Source organism: Martinezella lusitana (assembly GCF_010668395.1).
In the GTDB taxonomy this organism is placed as follows: Bacteria; Pseudomonadota; Alphaproteobacteria; order Rhizobiales; family Rhizobiaceae; genus Rhizobium; species Rhizobium lusitanum_A.
The window spans coordinates 772,128-787,816 of the sequence record NZ_WUEY01000001.1 but is presented as its reverse complement, the minus strand read 5'-3'; the positions used below and the strand labels follow the sequence as shown (position 1 = coordinate 787,816).

Below are 15,689 nucleotides of genomic sequence, written 5' to 3'. Positions count from 1 at the left end.
TTCACTATTAGGCGCCGTTCAGCGGCAGCCAGGAACGGACGGTAAAGGGTGCGCCACGCTTTTCTTCGATAAAGATGGCCAGGCCCGAAATGTCGAGCGGTTTGCCGGTATGCGCGGCGAAGCGCTCACGCAGGACGTCGTGCATCTCGGCCTGGCGCTCGGCCGGGACGCGCCCGGTCAACGTCATATGGAAACGGAACTCGTCATTGACGTAAGGATAGCCCCAGCGCAGCAGATTGGCACGCTGCGGCTCGGTCAGGCCCTCCGGCTTGCGCCGCGCGATATCATGATCCGAAAGCGGCGCGCGGAACGGCTCGAAGGTCTTGACCACGCGCGAGGCGAAATCCTGCAGCGGCTGGCAAAGCGAGCCCGGCACGAGCGCGAAGAAATGGCCGAGCTGGCCAAGCACCAGCTCCGGAATGGTGAACGCCTTGGTCCGCGAGGCGAATTCGGCGGCGACTTCGAGAAGATCGCGTTCGGTCACGGAGCCGGCAAGCTCGAACGGTGCCTTCAGCGTTGCATGGAAGCCGTAGCGGCGCGGATCCGCCGTCAGTTCGGCATGGTCTTCCGGCACCGGCCCCATGGCCTTGTCGGAAAAGATCTCGTCGGAAAATGCATCGCGACCCAGCCAGCGGGCGGCCAGCGACGTCAACGGATGATCTTTGGGCGGCGTAAAATAGAGAGCATAGCGCAAGGCTGCATTCCTTGGAAAAATCGGCTGCGCGGGACACTGTTGGGTGATTTGCGACAAACCGCAAGAGCAGCAAGGCAGCAACGAATCGAATCCGGCTAAAGCCGGCTCGAACGCTGCGGTCTTGCCGGCCTCCGCTACCGGATTCCCGTGACAGAATGATGATGCGCCACGATTTTTCTTGTTCTTTTATTTGCCCCGCGTACCCATCAGGCGGGAGCGCAGTGCGTTGGACGCGGCGTCGAACAGGAAGACGACGATCAGGATCAGCAGCACCATATAGGCGACGTTTTCCCAGTTGGCGTTGGTGCGCATCGCTTCCCAAAGCTTCAGGCCGATGCCGCCCGCGCCGACCGCGCCGATGATGGTCGCGCCGCGCACGTTGGATTCCCACTGGTAAAGCGTCTGGCTGACGATGACGGGCACGATCTGCGGCATGATGCCGTATCGATGCACCAGGATCGTCGACGAGCCGGTGGATTTCACGCCCTCGCGCGGCTTGTTGTCGATGTTTTCCAGGCCCTCGGAGTAGAGCTTGCCGAGCGTGCCGGTCTCGGTGAGGAAGATCGCGCCGCTGCCGGCGAGCGGGCCGGGGCCGAAGGCGCGCGTCAGGAACAGCGCCCAGATCAGCATGTCGACGGAGCGCAGGAAATCGAAGAAGCGCTTCAGCACCTGATTGAGCAGCCGGTTCGGCGTGATGTTGCGGGCCGCGAGGAAGGCGAGCGGGAAGGCGGCGAGCGAACCCAGCAGCGTGCCGAGAAAGGCCATGACGATCGTCTGGAACAGCTTGGTCCACACGTCGCCGTGCTGCCAGGCGCCATTGTTCCAGATGTTGTCGAAAGCCAGCGAGAGATTGGATTGCGAGGGATCGAGCCGCGGCCCGGAGACGATCAGGCCGATGACTTCGCTCGCCGGCTTGTCGAAGAATGGCGAGTGCGTGTCGAAGACGAAATTGGCCCAGCCGAGGAAGCGCTTGCGGATCTTCACGCGGTCCGTGGAAATGCTGACATCGCCGGCAAAGCCCATGTTTGCGAGGATGTTGTCGTCATAGACGGTCATCCAGCTCGGCACCGGCTGCGACCCGACGATCTTCGGCGCGTCGCCGCTGATGTCGATCGGGATGGTGATGCCATGCGCCGTGAGGATCGCCTGCGTCTTGGTGATCGTGACCGTGCGGCTGCTGCCGCTGACCGAGACGGTCATGCTGCCGTCTGGCGCGGTCGTCACCCAGTCCGGGTTGGGGTTGTCGCCGAGCGGCGAGAAGCGTGGATACTTGATGCTGATCTTGTCGCCGGAAATACGGAACTCCGGCTGCACGTCATAGCTGATCCACTCGCTGAGATAGATGCCGACGCGCTCCCAATGCGCTTCCGCGATGACTTTCGGCAGGTCGAAGAACCAGACGGCATAGAAGCCGTAAAGGATCACGCCGACGAACATCATCAGCGCGCCATAGCGCTGGCGGAACGATCGATGAAAGAACTCCGGATAACGCGCTTCGATTTCCTGCATACGGCCGGCGTCGATAACGGACATGGTCAACCTCAATGCTGCAAAAGGAAGGCGTGCTCACCGACGAGGCGGCGGCGGAGCCATGCGGAAAACTGGTCGACGGCGATGATGGTTACGAAGAGCAGCAGCACCAGCGCCATGGTCTTGGCACCGAAGCCGCGCGAGATCGACAGCTTCAGCTCCTCGCCGATACCGCCGCCGCCGACGGCGCCGATGATGGTGGAGGCGCGGACGTTGATCTCCAGGCGCAGCAGCGCATAGGACATGAAATTCGGCAGCACCTGCGGCAGGGCTGCGAAGCGGACACGTTCGGTCCAGCTCGCACCGACGGCGCGCATGCCCTCATCGGGCTTCATGTCGACATTCTCGACGACTTCGTAGAACAGCTTGCCGAGCGCGCCGATCGTGTGCAGGCCGACCGCGATGATGGCGGCGATCGGTCCGATCGACAGAATTGCCGAGAACAGCCCGGCGATGACGATTTCCGGGAAGGCGCGCAGGATTTCCATGATGCGCTTCGTCACCAGGCGGACGGGATTGGACGGCGACAGGTTGCGTGCGGCAAAGAAGCTCAAGGGTACTGCGAAGACGAAGCCGACGATGGTCGACACCAGCGCCACGTTGATCGTGATGATCATTAGCTCGAAATATTCGGGAATATAGAAATCGCCCCAGATATAGACGCGGCCGAGGGGGAAGTTGAATTCCTCGCCGCCGACGCCGTTTGCGCCGTTGGGGCTCGGCAGGTCGAAGAGCGCGCGATAGACGTCCGCCCAATCCTTGGGAATGAGCCAGCTCAGGAAGTCGAAGAGATGCGGTAGCCGCTCGAAGAAATGCCCGGCATTGCTTTCGTCGGCAAAGCGGACGGAACTGACGAAGGCGATCAGCAGGATGAGCAGGCCGATGCCCGTATAGAGGCGGCGGCGTGCCACCATCTTGCTCCAGGCGTCGCCGATATCCCTGGCGCTCTGCGGTGCGCCCTGCATCTTCAGCTGCGTATCGGCAATCGTCATGAAATCCTGCCCTTGTGATAGCAAAAGGGCGGCCGTTGCCGGCCGCCCCGTATTCGGAATGCGCATCAGCCGCCGATAGCAGCCTTACGAACGTCGATAACGGCGTTGTAGAAGTCCGGGGTAACCTTGACGTAACCCTTGAAGTCGCCGCCTTCGATGGCCGAGAAGCACTTGGCGTCGGTCGTCGGCAGCTTCAGGAAGAAGTCCGTCAGCTTGGCCTGCCATTCGTTGCCGAGAGCGTTGCGAACGACGAGCGGGCCGTTCGGGATCAGCGGCGAACGCCATACTTCGACGAGCTTGTTCGGGTCTACGGCGCCCTTGTCGACTTCCTTGCGGAAGGTGCCGGAGGTGAAGCCGTCCTTGAAGTCGCCGATGCCCGAGGAGTCGTCGACAGCGACGTCGACCTTGCCGTCATAAGCGGCAAGCAGGTTGTTCTCGTGGCCGCCGTTGAACTGGGTCGAGGCGAAGAACTTGTCGTTCGGCATGCCCGTGTCCTTCGGGATCTGCGTCAGCGGAACGAGATAGCCCGAGGTGGAGTCCGGATCGGCGTAGCCGAGCTTCTTGCCCTTGGCGTCCTTGATGGTCTTGATGCCGGAGGACTTGAGAGCGAGACCGATCGAGTAGTAGCCGGTCGAGCCGTCTTCCTGCTGCGTGGTCAGGATCGGGGTAACGGCCTTCGGGTCCTTGATGGCGACGGCAGCGTAGCCGGAAGCGCCGAGTTCGGCGAAGTCGAGCGTGCCGCCGAGCAGGCCCTGGATAACGCCGTCATAGTCGGCGGCCGGGAACAGCGATACCTTCTCGAAGCCGAATTCCTTCTTCAGGTGGTCGGAGAGGCAGGCATAGTTGCGCAGGCGGTCGGCTTCGTTTTCGCCACCGAGAATGCCGACGCGGAATTCCTTGAGGTCTTGGGCGGCAGCGCCGCCAGCGAGCGCGAGAAGCGCCGTGGCTGCGAGAAGAGTCTTCTTCAACATTGGGTTCGTCTCCTGATTAACCGGTGTCCCCGGATGCCTTCGGTCTAGAAGAAATGTGCCCTTGACGCGGGCTCTCGATCCCGGCCGTCCCTCTCAGAGACCGGCCAGTGCCAGCGGTTGCGGGCCGGCAGATTCGATGGCCGCGGCTTGCGCGGCCGGATCGGCGAAGTTGATGGAGGTCGACGTCATGGTCTCGTCGATGCCGGCGCCATCCTTGTCGGTGCCGTAGATTTCCTTGACGGCCGCAGCCGTCAGTTCGGACGCCTTGCCGTCGAAGACGACGCGGCCGGCAGCCATGCCGATGATGCGTTCGCAATAGTTGCGGGCCGTATCCAGCGTATGCAGGTTGGTGATGACGGTAATGCCTTCGCGCTCGTTGATATCGCGCAGCGCATCCATGACGATCTTCGCGTTCAGGGGATCGAGAGAGGCGATCGGCTCGTCGGCCAGCATCATCTTCGGCTGCTGCATCAGGGCGCGGCAGATGGCGACGCGCTGCTGCTGGCCGCCGGAAAGCGTGCCGGCCATCTGAAGGGCCGTCTGCTCGATGCCGAGGCGCTCAAGCGCCGCGATGGCCTCGATGCGTTCCTCGCGGGTGAAGACCGAGAGAAGGCTCATGATCGTCGAGCGCTGGTTGAGGCGACCGAGCATGACGTTGGTGAGCACGTCGAGGCGCGGAACGAGGTTGAACTGCTGGAAGATCATGGCGCAGTCGCGCTGCCAGCTGCGCAGCGCGCGGCCTCTGAGCTTGGAAACCTCGACGCCGGAGAAATGGATGGAGCCTGAGCTCGGATCGGCCAGGCGGTTGATCATGCGCAGCAGCGTCGACTTGCCGGCGCCGGAGCGGCCGATGACGCCGACCATCTGCCCCTGGGGTATGTCCAAAGTCACGGAATCGACAGCGAGCTTGTTTCCAAACCGGCGCGAGACATTCCTGAGTTCGAACATAGTGCTTCCCTTTCGCGGCTGCCGGGCTGCAGAAATTTCAGCGGTACCGGTGCTAGAATGGGCGCGTGCCCCAGCCTCGAAGGAAGTTTCGAAGGGGGCTGGCGCCAACCACAAGGCAACCGATTAGCCCCGCTTCATGAAGCTCCAATGTCAGTTTTGTGTAAGTGCTGTTACAATTCCCGGCGATTTTGCAAGATTAGCCGGCTGAATGCTTTCTTTGTATTTAGCCGTCAAACATGCCCGTCGGCAGGCCATCCATGCTGAAGGCATTCTTTTCGCGCCGGTATTCCTCGATGGCCTCCGGCCCTTTCGCCTTCGCCCACTGATCGAGGCTCGGCCTTTCCCCTTCATAGGAGAAGAGCGGCACGCCGAAACCGCAGGATGTCTGCACCAGATCGATATCCAGCCACACGATCTGGCGCGCACCGAGCGGCTCTTCGCCCGCATAGTGATCGTGCAGCAATTCCCGATATTCGGCAGACGATCGATGAATGATCCGGCCATGGCCGTAGAGGCGCAGGATCATCGGCGGCCCCGCGACGGCGCAGAACATGATCGTCAGCCGGCCGTCGGCCTTCATATGGGCCGAGGTCTCGTTGCCGCTGCCGGTGCGGTCGAGATAGATGGCGGTGTTCGGGGAGGTGATGCGCAGGCACAGCGTTTCGCGCGGCGAAACGTTGACACGGGAATCCGATGTCGCCGATGCAGTGAAGAAAACATGTTGCCGCGCGATGAAATCGCGCAGCCGGTCGTCGATGTTTAAAAACTGCTTTGCCATGAGAGAACTCCTCCCGATCCGGGACTAGTAGGGCCGCCTGAAAGCTGGATCGGCCATCGGCGCCTTGCAAGTCCGGCTCGGGCGGAATCAGTTCTCAGGCGTCGTAGCGATCCAGAAATTCTTCCGCCGAAAGGGCGCGGAAGTTCGCGAGCGCCGTGCGAAGGCGGTCGTGATCCCAGTCCCACCAGGCAAGCTTGTCCATGCGCGCGCCGACTTCGGCGGTGAAGCGCTCGCGGATCAGTTTCGCCGGCACGCCGCCGACGATGGTGTAAGGCGCCACATCCTTGGAGACGACGGCGCCCGCACCGATGACGGCGCCATTGCCGACCTCGACGCCCGGCAGGATGGTGGCGCCGTGGCCGATCCAGACGTCATGGCCGATCACGACGCGATGGTCGCGCCGCCAGGTGAAGAAATCGGTTTCCATATCGGCATCCGGCCAGTAGTCGGCGGCGCGGTAGGTGAAGTGATGCAGCGTTGCGCGCCATGTCGGATGGTTCGTGGCGTTGATGCGCACGGCGGCGGCGATGTTGACGAACTTGCCGATCGTCGCGCACCAGACGGCGCCATCCTGCATGATGTAGGAATAGTCGCCGATCTCGGCTTCGTCGATGCGGCAGCGGTCGGAGACTTCGGTATAGCGGCCGAGCGTCGATTTGTTGACGCTGGCCGTGGGGCTGATGAAGGGCGTCTCGCCCAATTCGCGGCTCATGCTGCTGCCTTTCGCGGCGAGAATTGCGAGACGTCGAGAATGCGGCTGCCGACGGCCTCGCGCACCTCCTCGTCATGGAAGATACCGAGAAGGGCCACGCCCTCCCGCTTCTTCTGCTCGATCATGTCGACGACGACGGCCCGGTTCCGGGCGTCGAGCGACGCCGTGGGTTCGTCGAGCAGCAGGATGGCATGGTCGGTGATGAAGCCGCGGGCGATATTGACGCGCTGCTGCTCGCCGCCGGAGAAGGTGGCGGGCGGCAACTGCCAGAGCTCCTGTGGCAGGTTCAGCTGTGCCAGCAGTTCGGCTGCCCTGTCGCGGGCATCGGCCACGGCCACGCCACGGGCCACCAGCGGTTCGGCAACGACATCGATGGCGGCGACGCGCGGCACGGTGCGCAGGAACTGGCTGACATAGCCCATGGTCTGCCGGCGCACCTCGAGCACGGTGCGCGGGTCGGCGGTGGCGAGATCGACGATCCTGCCCTTGTGGGCGACGAGGATCTGGCCGCTGTCGACGGCATAGTTGCCGTAGATCATCTTCAGCAGCGAGCTTTTGCCGATGCCGGACGGGCCGCCGAGCACGACGCATTCGCCTGATGCGACGGAGAAGGAGACATCGGCGACGACGGGCAGGCGAATGCCGTCGCGCAGGTGCATGGTGAAGCTTTTGAAGACTTCGGAAACGACGAGTGGGGTTGCCATATTTGTTCCTCAGACCTGCAGGATCGAAGAGACGAGCAGTTGGGTATAGGGTTCACGCGGGTCATCGAGCACGCGATCGGTCAGACCGTGCTCGATGACGTATCCATCCTTCATCACCATCATGCGATGCGACAGCAGCCGGGCGACGGCGAGGTCGTGCGTGACGATGATCGCCGACAGGCCGAGATCGTTGACGAGGCCGCGCACCAGATCGAGCAGGCGGGCCTGCACCGAAACGTCGAGGCCGCCGGTCGGCTCGTCCATGAACACCAGGCGCGGGCCGGTCACCAGATTGCGGGCGATCTGCAGGCGCTGGCGCATGCCGCCGGAAAAGGCGCGCGGCTGGTCGTCGATGCGGTCGGCATCGATCTCGACCCGCTCCAGCCAGTCGATGGCCGTGTTGCGGATGTTGCCGTAATGGCGGTTGCCGATGGCCATCAGCCGCTCGCCGACATTGGCGCCGGCCGAAACCGTCATGCGAAGGCCATCGGCCGGGTTCTGATGCACGAAGCCCCAGTCGGTGCGCATCAGGAAGCGGCGCTCGGCCTCGTTCATGCGGAACAGGTCGCGATAGGTCTCGTCGCGCATGTGGTATTCGACGCTGCCTGTCGTCGGCAGCAGCCGCGTCGAGATGCAGTTGAGCAGCGTCGTCTTGCCGGAGCCGGATTCGCCGACGATGGCGAGGACCTCGCCGGGCCAGAGCTCGAAGGATACGTCGCGGCAACCGATGCGGCTGCCGTAGAACTTCGAGATGTCCTTGACCTTGAGAAGGGGTGAGTCACTCATTCGGCAGCCTCCTTGCCACCAGGCAGTCCATCGGATGCGAGCCCATCTGACGCCAGCATGTGGCCGGCATGGCCGTGGGCACGACGGTCTTCACAGAAATCGGTATCGGAGCAGACGAACATGCGCCCGCCCTTGTCGTCGAGGATCACCTCGTCGAGATAGACCTGCTCGGCGCCGCAGAGCGCGCAGGGCTTGTCGAAGCGCTGCACCTCGAACGGATGGTCTTCGAAATCCAGGCTGACGACTTCGGTATAGGGCGGCACGGCATAGATGCGCTTTTCACGTCCGGCGCCGAACAGCTGCAGCGCGTCGGACAGATGCATTTTCGGATTGTCGAACTTCGGCGTCGGCGACGGGTCCATGACATAGCGGCCCGCGACCTTGACCGGATAGGCGTAGGTCGTGGCGATGCGGCCGTTGCGGGCGATATCCTCGTAGAGCTTCACATGCATCAGGCCGTATTCCTCGAGCGCATGCATCTTGCGCGTCTCGGTTTCGCGCGGCTCCAGGAAACGCAGCGGTTCCGGGATCGGCACCTGGTAGACCAGCACCTGGTTGGGGCCAAGCTTGGCCTCGGGGATGCGGTGGCGCGTCTGGATGATGGTCGCCTCGTCGGTGCGCGTGGTGACGGCGACATTGGCGACCTTCTGGAAGAAGGCGCGGATGGAAACGGCATTGGTGGTGTCGTCGGCACCCTGGTCGATCACCTTCAGCACGTCGTTCGGCCCGATGATGGCCGCCGTCAGCTGCACGCCGCCGGTGCCCCAGCCGTAAGGCATCGGCATTTCGCGGGAGGCGAAGGGCACTTGATAGCCGGGTATGGAGATCGCCTTCAGGATGGCGCGGCGGATCATCCGCTTGGTCTGCTCGTCGAGATAGGCGAAGTTGTAGGTGGCGAGTTCGGTCATTCGGCTGCCTCCGTCAGGGGATCCATGCCGCTATCGCGAGCGGCCTCGAAATCGCGGCGCATACGCCGCACCAGGTCGAGCTCGGCCTGGAAGTCGACATAGTGCGGCAGCTTCAGATGTTCGACGAAGCCGGTCGCCTGCACGTTGTCGGAGTGGGAGATGACGAATTCCTCGTCCTGCGCCGGCGCAGTGATGTCTTCGCCAAGCTCTTCGGCGCGCAGCGCCCGATCGACCAGCGACATGGCCATGGCCTTGCGCTCGCTCTGGCCGAAGACCAGCCCGTAGCCGCGGGTAAACTGCGGCGGCGCCTTGGCCGAGCCGGCGAACTGGTTGACCATCTGGCATTCGGTCACCTGGATGCGGCCGAGCGAGACGGCAAAGCCGAGTTCCGGCACATCGAATTCCACCTCGACTTCGCCGATGCGGATTTCGCCGGTGAAGGGATGGTTGCGGCCGTAGCCGCGCTGGGTCGAATAGCCGAGCGCCAGCAGGAAGCCTTCATCGCCGCGGGCAAGGGCCTGCAGGCGAAGATCGCGGGTCATCGGGAATTCCATCGGCTCGCGCGTCAGGTCGCCGATCTCATGATCGATCGGCATGGTGCCGTCGCCTTCGATCAGGCCTTCCTGGGCGAGGATTTCGGAAACGCGCATGACGCGACCCTCTTCCGCCGGCCGCTGCATCGGTTCGTCCACCGCCTCGTCGGTCAAGAGGCTCGGGTCGAGCAGACGATGCGTATAGTCGAAGGTCGGGCCGAGAAGCTGGCCGCCCGGCAGGTCTTTGTAGGTGGCGGAGATACGGCGCTCGATTTTCATCGCTGCGGTGTCGAGCGGCTGGGAATAGCCGAAGCGCGGCAGCGTCGTGCGGTAGGCGCGCAGCAGGAAGATCGCCTCGATCATATCGCCGCGCGCCTGGCGGACGGCAAGCGCCGCCAGGGTGCGGTCATAAAGCGAGGCTTCGGCCATGACGCGATCGACGCCGAGCGCGAGTTGCTCGACGATCTGGTCGATGCCGAGCGCCGGCAGCGAACGGTCGCCGCGGCGACGGTCGGCCAGCAGCCTGTGAGCATTGGCGATGGCGGCTTCGCCACCCTTTACGGCAACATACATATGTCACATCTCCGTCGCGATGATCTTGGTGGTGCGCGGCAGGCAAAGGAATTGCCGGCCGGCCGTCAGGATGAGATCGACGCCGCGCGGGAAGAGCGCGCGATTGTCGTTCCAGATGCGCAGGAATGCGTCGGGCAGTCCGGCCGGGGCGATCATGGTCAGATCCTTGATGCCGGGGCCGGAAAGCGCCAGTTGCTTGCCGCCCTCCAGGCTTTCGATCTCCAGCACGATGGTCGTCGAGCGATCCGGATATTCCTGCGTGCCCACGCCGAACTGGCTGAAGGAGGAAAGCGCCATGCCGGCCTCGACGAAGGCGAAATGCGCCTCCAGCCGTTCGGAGACGATGGGTGCTCCCGTGTGGAAGGCCAGCCATTCCGGCAGTGTCGATCTTCCCAGGCTGTTGGAAAGCCAGACCGGCGTGTCGTGATCGCAAAGCGTCAGGCCGATGGCGCCGGCAGCAATGCCGAGCGGCGCCGGCGGCGCGATGTCGGTCGTGACGGTCTGCAGGGTTCCCGGACGCGCCATGGCGTCCATCGTCATCTTGAAGACGCTCTGTGCGTCGAAGACCGGGTCGCTGAAGCCGCCGGTCAAGGCCTCGTTGCCGAAGGTGGGCGTGTTGAAAAGGCTCATCAATCTTCTCCGCGAACCATGGTGAAGAAATCGACGCGGGTCGCGGCCGTCTCTTCGGCGCGCTTGCGATCGTAGTCTGCGATGCGCTGGGTGACCGGCTGCAGGAGCGCCTTCTCGACAAAATCCCTTGTGGCCGATTGCTGCCAGAGGGCATCGAAGATCGCCGAGAGCCGAGCTTTTTCCCGATCGGTCCCAAGCGCGTGCGAATGGCCGATGGCGCCGGATGCCAGCCGTATGGTGGCGCGCGTCACGGTGACTTCGCCGAGGTTGAAGGGGGAGCCGCCGCCGCCGATGCGGCCGCGTACCATGACAAGCCCGGTTTCCGGCCCGCGAACCGGCTGGGCTGCCGGCTTGCTCGGCAGGGCTTCCCATGCCGCCTCTAGCTCGTCGCGCTCCGCCTGCGCCAGAAGATCGGCGACGCGCTTGCGTTCCCGACGCTCCTGTGCGGCCGCTTCCTGCCTTTGTGCTGAATTCATCGCGCTTTCCTCTAAATGTCTATTGATATAGACAACCATACAAGATAGTTTTATATTTATTAGTGAGTCGTGACAAGCGTGTGACAGGGCGAGTGGGCGAGATGGCAGGACAGAAGATACAGAGGCAGACGGGCGTGGCGCTCTGGCGGCAGATCGCCGACCGGATCCGCACATCCATCAACCACGGAGATTTCGACGAGACGGGCATGGTGCCGCCGGAAACGACGCTGGCGCTGCAATTCGGGGTCAACCGGCACACGATCAGAAGCGCGCTCGCTGCGCTGGCGCAGGAAGGGATCGTCAGGGCCGTGCAGGGGCGAGGAACGCTGATCGAGCGCAAGGAGCGCCTGAGTTTCCCGATTTCGAAGCGGACACGTTTCTCGCAGGGCATTGGCGATCAGGTGCGCGAGACCCGCAGCGTCCTGCTTGCGACCAGCGAGGAAGCCGCGAGCACGGAATTGGCCCGGCAGCTCAAGATCAGGGCCGGCACGCCGCTGGTACGCCTGGAAACGCTCGGCCAGGCGGATCATCGCCCTGTGTCGCGCGCCACGAGCTGGTTCCCGGCCGACCGCTTCGGGAAGATCGCCGAAATCTACCAGGCGACCGGATCGATCACCAAGGCATTCAAGGAGCTTGGCGTGCCGGACTACGTGCGCGTCGTCACCGAGATCACCGCGACCCATGCCGACGAGAGCGATCTGGCCGATCTGCAATTATCGCCGGGCGCCATCGTATTGGTTGCCCAGGCGCTCAATGCGGATCTCGACGACGTGCCGGTGCAATATTCGATTTCACGCTTCGCCGCCGACAGGGTGCGTTTCACCGTCGAGAATTGAGGATATAGCTGCCCCTCATCCGGCCTATCGGCCACCTTCTCCCCGTTTTGACGGGGAGAAGGGGAAAGACGCGCCCGCTGTCGCATCTCAACCCCGTGCGAATCGGGAATTTACGACAGAAATCGTCCCCTCTCCCCGTTTACGGGGAGAGGGCTAGGGTGAGGGGCTTTTCAGAGGTAGCGAGTTAAATGGCGCTCAATGCGCGCCGGACATGTCGCCGAGGACTTCCTTCGAGGCGACCGTGGAGTCGGCCTTGAGCTTGTAGACCATCGGCACGCCGGTCGCGAGGTTGAGCTCCAGGATCTGCGCCTTGCTCAGCCGATCGAGAACCATGACGAGCGAGCGCAGCGAATTGCCGTGGGCGGCAACCAGCACGTTCTGGCCGGCAAGCACGCGCGGCAGGATCTCCGTGAGGTAATAGGGCCAGACGCGGGCGCCGGTGTCGCGCAGGCTCTCGCCGCCGGGCGGCGGAACGTCGTAGGAGCGGCGCCAGATGTGAACCTGTTCTTCGCCCCACTTGGCGCGGGCATCGTCCTTGTTGAGGCCGGAGAGATCGCCGTAGTCGCGCTCGTTCAGCGCCTGGTCCCTGATGGTTTCCAGGCCCTGCTGGCCGATTTCATCGAGGATGATCTTCAGTGTGTGCTGGGCGCGCGTCAGCGCCGAGGTGAAGGCGATATCGTACTTGATGCCGTAGTCGGCCAGCGCCTTGCCGCCCGTCTTGGCTTCCTCGATGCCGAGCGCGGTCAGATCGGGATCCTTCCAGCCGGTGAAGAGATTCTTCAAATTCCAGTCGCTCTGCCCATGGCGAACGAGAACGAGAGTACCGCTCATAAAATTTCTCCTTGATAGAGCAATTCCAGGAAAGGTGCGTGGCGGTCTTCCGTCAGGAATTGCGGGACAATAAAAGTGCTGGAGCGGGTCGGCAGTTCCGTGCCGATCCGCTCCAGCATCGCATCAACGTGTGGAGAGCCCGAGAACATCGAGCATGGAATAGAAGCCGGGTTTCTTGTCGCGCGCCCAGAGTGCTGCCTGCAGCGCGCCGCGCGCAAACAGCGAACGGTCGCCGGCATTGTGCGACAGCGTTACCCGCTCGCTCTCGCTGGCGAAGATCACCGAGTGATCGCCGATCACGCCGCCGCCGCGCAGGGTTGCAAAGCCGATCGTGCCTGCCGGCCGCGGGCCGGTATGGCCATCGCGCATGCGCACGGAATTGTCGTTGAGATCGATGCCGCGGCCCTTCGCCGCCGCCTGGCCGAGCAGAAGCGCCGTGCCCGAGGGCGCGTCGACCTTGTGGCGATGATGCATTTCCAGCACCTCGATGTCCCAGTCCTTCGAAGGCAGCGCGCGCGCCGCCTGCTCGACAAGCACGCTCAAGAGGTTGATGCCAAGGCCCATATTGCCCGATTTGACGATGCGGGCATGGCGGGCTGCCGCCTTGAACTTCGCCTCGTCTTCGTCAGAGCAGCCGGTCGTGCCGATAACGTGGACGATGCGCGCCTGCGCGGCCAAGCCAGCAAAGGCAACGCTGCTTGCCGGCGTCGTGAAATCGATCACGGCTTCGGCATGGAGGAAGGCGGCGAGCGGATCGTCAGTGGCTGCAACGCCGATAGGCCCAAGCCCTGCGATCTCGCCGGCATCCTTGCCGATGAAGGGCGAGCCGGGACGTTCGACGGCTGCATGCAGGCTTACGCCGTCCGTCGCATGGATAAGGCGGATCAGGGTCTGCCCCATGCGGCCCGCCGCGCCAACCACCACCAGCTTCATCGCATCGTCGCTCATGTCGTCTCTATCGTTTATTTGCGGGAATTGCTTGATACGGCCGGTAGCTGCAGGTTGTTGAGCCGAGCGTAAAGGCCATTGTCGGCCGTCGCAAGCGTCTCGTGGTTGCCTTCCTCGACAACCCGGCCGTTCTGCATGACGACGATCTTCTCGGCGCGGACAACCGTCGACAGGCGGTGCGCGATGACGACGACCGTGCGGCCGCTCATCGCCTCTTCCAGCGCCTTCTGCACAGCCGCTTCGGATTCGGTGTCGAGCGCCGAGGTCGCCTCGTCCAGAAGCAGGATCGGCGCGTTGCGCACCAGCGCGCGGGCGATCGACAGGCGCTGCCGCTGGCCGCCGGAGAGCGTCACGCCGTTTTCGCCGACGGGGGTGTCGTAGCCCATCGGCTGCGCCTCGATGAAATCATGCGCATAGGCAAGACGGGCTGCTTCCTCGATCTCGGTATCGGTCGCTTCCGGGCGCCCGTAGCGGATATTGTCGCGGATCGTGCCTTCGAAGAGATAGGGCTGCTGCGAGACATAGGCGATCTGCATGCGCAGCGACTGCTTCGTCACATGGGCGATATCCTGCCCGTCGATGAAGATGCTGCCGTCCTTCGGATCGTAGAAGCGCGGAATCAGGTTGATGACGGTGGACTTGCCGGCGCCGGAAGGGCCGACGAGCGCCGTCGTCTGCCCGCCCTCGGCGGTAAAATTGACGCCGGACAGGACTGCTTCGTCGCCATAGGCGAAATGAACGTCGCGGAATTCGATGCGGGCGTTGGTCACGGCGAGCGGCTTGGCATCCGGCAGGTCGCGCTGGCGCGGTTCCATGTCGAGCAGTTCGTAGATCATCCGCGCATTGACGACGGCACGCTCCAGCTGCGTCTGCAGTTTGGCGAGGCGGCGGGCCGGATCATAGGCCAGAAGCAGAGACACGATGAAGGAAAACACCGCGCCTGGCGGCACATTTGCATAGATCGAACGGTAGGCGGCATAGGCAAAAACGCCGGCGACGGCAAAGCCCGCAACCGTTTCGATCAGCGGGCCGTTACGCTCGGAAATGCGAACGATACGGTTTTGCCGATTCTCGGCCGCCGTAATCAGCTTGTTGATCTTGCGGTCGAGCTCGCGCTCCATCGTAAAGGCCTTGACGATGGAAATGCCTTGAATGGTTTCCTGCATCGCCCCGAGCACGCGGCTGTTGAGAACGACCGCCTCGCGCGTGACGGCGCGCAGGCGCTTGGAGATATGGCGCAACGCCAGAAACACGGGCGGGGCTATGACGAAGAAGATAAGGCTGAGCAACGGGTCCTGATAGACCATGTTGCCGAGCAGAAAGACGAACGACAGAAAGTCGCGCGCCGTGGATGTAATGACGAGGTTCATCACATCGCGGATGCCGGAAACGTTCTGGCTCACCCGCGCGGCAATCTGAGCCGAGCGGGCTTCACTGAAGAAACCGACCGACAGCGTCATCAGATGCGCATAGAGGCGCCGTTGATAGCGGGCAATGATGTCGTTGCCGATCTTGGACAGAATAACCGACTGGAAATAGCCGGCAAAGCCTCGCGCTATGAAGGCTGCGAGAATCGCAAGGCAAATCAGCCACATGACTTCGGCGCGGCGCTCGTAGAAAGCGCCGTTGACGATCGGCCTCATGACAAAGGCCATCGTCGCCGTAGATGCCGCGACGACGATGAGACAAAAGATTGCGATCGAATAGCCCCAGATATGATCGCGACCGTTTTCAGCAATGATACGCTTCAGCACAACGGTGATGGTCTCACTGTCGACATCAGTCTTTTTCGGATCTGGCGACTTCAATAATCGGCTTCCTGTGTTGAACCAAGCGAGC

Annotated in this window: 17 protein-coding genes; 1 reads left to right on the top strand and 16 read right to left on the bottom strand. The window is 63.1% G+C overall.

Features of this window, described 5'->3' with window-relative positions:
* Positions 1 to 7: 7 nt before the first annotated feature.
* The 13 genes from GR212_RS03910 to phnG all read right to left on the bottom strand — a co-directional run bounded on the left by GR212_RS03910 (position 8) and on the right by phnG (position 11,235).
* Complete coding sequence (locus tag GR212_RS03910; RefSeq protein ID WP_163985120.1) at positions 8 to 694, bottom strand: DUF1045 domain-containing protein; 687 nt, start codon at positions 692 to 694, stop codon at positions 8 to 10.
* A gap of 186 nt (positions 695 to 880) precedes the next feature.
* On the bottom strand, positions 881 to 2,227 hold the full coding sequence (phnE, locus tag GR212_RS03905) for a phosphonate ABC transporter, permease protein PhnE (protein ID WP_163985119.1): 1,347 nt from the start codon (positions 2,225 to 2,227) through the stop codon (positions 881 to 883).
* Between the two features lie 8 nt (positions 2,228 to 2,235).
* On the bottom strand, positions 2,236 to 3,216 hold the full coding sequence (phnE, locus tag GR212_RS03900) for a phosphonate ABC transporter, permease protein PhnE (protein WP_163985118.1): 981 nt from the start codon (positions 3,214 to 3,216) through the stop codon (positions 2,236 to 2,238).
* A 65-nt stretch (positions 3,217 to 3,281) separates the two neighbouring features.
* Positions 3,282 to 4,187 (bottom strand): phosphonate ABC transporter substrate-binding protein, encoded by a 906-nt coding sequence (gene phnD, locus GR212_RS03895; protein ID WP_163985117.1) that lies wholly within the window; start codon positions 4,185 to 4,187, stop codon positions 3,282 to 3,284.
* Between the two features lie 93 nt (positions 4,188 to 4,280).
* Positions 4,281 to 5,135, bottom strand: a complete 855-nt coding sequence (gene phnC, locus GR212_RS03890; RefSeq protein WP_163985116.1) for a phosphonate ABC transporter ATP-binding protein — start codon at positions 5,133 to 5,135, stop codon at positions 4,281 to 4,283.
* Between the two features lie 223 nt (positions 5,136 to 5,358).
* Entirely contained in the window at positions 5,359 to 5,913 is a 555-nt protein-coding gene (locus GR212_RS03885) for a pyridoxamine 5'-phosphate oxidase family protein (RefSeq protein WP_163985115.1), read from the bottom strand.
* A 94-nt stretch (positions 5,914 to 6,007) separates the two neighbouring features.
* Positions 6,008 to 6,625 (bottom strand): DapH/DapD/GlmU-related protein, encoded by a 618-nt coding sequence (locus tag GR212_RS03880; protein WP_163985114.1) that lies wholly within the window; start codon positions 6,623 to 6,625, stop codon positions 6,008 to 6,010.
* On the bottom strand, positions 6,622 to 7,329 hold the full coding sequence (gene phnL / locus GR212_RS03875; protein WP_163985113.1) for a phosphonate C-P lyase system protein PhnL: 708 nt from the start codon (positions 7,327 to 7,329) through the stop codon (positions 6,622 to 6,624). The genes GR212_RS03880 and phnL overlap by 4 nt, the downstream gene beginning before the upstream one ends.
* A 9-nt stretch (positions 7,330 to 7,338) precedes the next feature.
* Positions 7,339 to 8,115 carry a phosphonate C-P lyase system protein PhnK gene (gene phnK / locus GR212_RS03870; RefSeq protein WP_047634880.1) on the bottom strand — a complete coding sequence of 259 codons (777 nt, stop codon included), beginning with the start codon at positions 8,113 to 8,115 and terminating at the stop codon, positions 7,339 to 7,341.
* Positions 8,112 to 9,023 (bottom strand): alpha-D-ribose 1-methylphosphonate 5-phosphate C-P-lyase PhnJ, encoded by a 912-nt coding sequence (locus GR212_RS03865; protein ID WP_163985112.1) that lies wholly within the window; start codon positions 9,021 to 9,023, stop codon positions 8,112 to 8,114. Before GR212_RS03865 ends, phnK begins: the two co-directional genes overlap by 4 nt.
* The gene (locus GR212_RS03860) at positions 9,020 to 10,129 is read right to left on the bottom strand and encodes a carbon-phosphorus lyase complex subunit PhnI (protein ID WP_163985111.1); all 1,110 of its coding nucleotides are present in this window, start codon (positions 10,127 to 10,129) and stop codon (positions 9,020 to 9,022) included. The genes GR212_RS03865 and GR212_RS03860 overlap by 4 nt, the downstream gene beginning before the upstream one ends.
* Before the next feature lie 3 nt (positions 10,130 to 10,132).
* Entirely contained in the window at positions 10,133 to 10,759 is a 627-nt protein-coding gene (gene phnH, locus GR212_RS03855) for a phosphonate C-P lyase system protein PhnH (protein WP_163985110.1), read from the bottom strand.
* Entirely contained in the window at positions 10,759 to 11,235 is a 477-nt protein-coding gene (gene phnG, locus GR212_RS03850) for a phosphonate C-P lyase system protein PhnG (protein WP_163985109.1), read from the bottom strand. The genes phnH and phnG overlap by 1 nt, the downstream gene beginning before the upstream one ends.
* Positions 11,236 to 11,336: 101 nt before the next feature.
* Between phnG and phnF the strand changes: the two genes are divergently transcribed.
* A complete protein-coding gene (gene phnF / locus GR212_RS03845; RefSeq protein ID WP_163985108.1) occupies positions 11,337 to 12,071 on the top strand; it encodes a phosphonate metabolism transcriptional regulator PhnF in 735 nt (244 codons plus the stop codon).
* 195 nt (positions 12,072 to 12,266) lie between these two features.
* Here phnF and GR212_RS03840 read toward each other — a convergent pair whose 3' ends face one another.
* From GR212_RS03840 to GR212_RS03830, 3 genes are all read right to left on the bottom strand, one after another.
* Positions 12,267 to 12,902 carry a 2,3-bisphosphoglycerate-dependent phosphoglycerate mutase gene (locus GR212_RS03840; RefSeq protein ID WP_163985107.1) on the bottom strand — a complete coding sequence of 212 codons (636 nt, stop codon included), beginning with the start codon at positions 12,900 to 12,902 and terminating at the stop codon, positions 12,267 to 12,269.
* A 123-nt stretch (positions 12,903 to 13,025) separates the two neighbouring features.
* The gene (dapB, locus tag GR212_RS03835) at positions 13,026 to 13,850 is read right to left on the bottom strand and encodes a 4-hydroxy-tetrahydrodipicolinate reductase (protein WP_163985106.1); all 825 of its coding nucleotides are present in this window, start codon (positions 13,848 to 13,850) and stop codon (positions 13,026 to 13,028) included.
* A gap of 14 nt (positions 13,851 to 13,864) precedes the next feature.
* A complete protein-coding gene (locus tag GR212_RS03830; RefSeq protein WP_163985105.1) occupies positions 13,865 to 15,658 on the bottom strand; it encodes an ABC transporter ATP-binding protein in 1,794 nt (597 codons plus the stop codon).
* Between the last annotated feature and the right edge of the window lie 31 nt (positions 15,659 to 15,689).

What these genes read in the sequence shown, in the direction of transcription:
- phnE (WP_163985119.1), bottom strand. Translation starts at nt 2,227, where the DNA reads ATGTCCGTTATCGACGCCGGCCGTATGCAGGAAATCGAAGCGCGTTAT.
- phnE (WP_163985118.1), bottom strand. Translation starts at nt 3,216, where the DNA reads ATGACGATTGCCGATACGCAGCTGAAGATGCAGGGCGCACCGCAGAGC.
- phnD (WP_163985117.1), bottom strand. Translation starts at nt 4,187, where the DNA reads ATGTTGAAGAAGACTCTTCTCGCAGCCACGGCGCTTCTCGCGCTCGCT.
- phnC (WP_163985116.1), bottom strand. Translation starts at nt 5,135, where the DNA reads ATGTTCGAACTCAGGAATGTCTCGCGCCGGTTTGGAAACAAGCTCGCT.
- GR212_RS03885 (WP_163985115.1), bottom strand. Translation starts at nt 5,913, where the DNA reads ATGGCAAAGCAGTTTTTAAACATCGACGACCGGCTGCGCGATTTCATC.
- GR212_RS03880 (WP_163985114.1), bottom strand. Translation starts at nt 6,625, where the DNA reads ATGAGCCGCGAATTGGGCGAGACGCCCTTCATCAGCCCCACGGCCAGC.
- phnL (WP_163985113.1), bottom strand. Translation starts at nt 7,329, where the DNA reads ATGGCAACCCCACTCGTCGTTTCCGAAGTCTTCAAAAGCTTCACCATG.
- phnK (WP_047634880.1), bottom strand. Translation starts at nt 8,115, where the DNA reads ATGAGTGACTCACCCCTTCTCAAGGTCAAGGACATCTCGAAGTTCTAC.
- GR212_RS03865 (WP_163985112.1), bottom strand. Translation starts at nt 9,023, where the DNA reads ATGACCGAACTCGCCACCTACAACTTCGCCTATCTCGACGAGCAGACC.
- GR212_RS03860 (WP_163985111.1), bottom strand. Translation starts at nt 10,129, where the DNA reads ATGTATGTTGCCGTAAAGGGTGGCGAAGCCGCCATCGCCAATGCTCAC.
- phnH (WP_163985110.1), bottom strand. Translation starts at nt 10,759, where the DNA reads ATGAGCCTTTTCAACACGCCCACCTTCGGCAACGAGGCCTTGACCGGC.
- phnG (WP_163985109.1), bottom strand. Translation starts at nt 11,235, where the DNA reads ATGAATTCAGCACAAAGGCAGGAAGCGGCCGCACAGGAGCGTCGGGAA.
- phnF (WP_163985108.1), top strand. Translation starts at nt 11,337, where the DNA reads ATGGCAGGACAGAAGATACAGAGGCAGACGGGCGTGGCGCTCTGGCGG.
- GR212_RS03840 (WP_163985107.1), bottom strand. Translation starts at nt 12,902, where the DNA reads ATGAGCGGTACTCTCGTTCTCGTTCGCCATGGGCAGAGCGACTGGAAT.
- dapB (WP_163985106.1), bottom strand. Translation starts at nt 13,850, where the DNA reads ATGAGCGACGATGCGATGAAGCTGGTGGTGGTTGGCGCGGCGGGCCGC.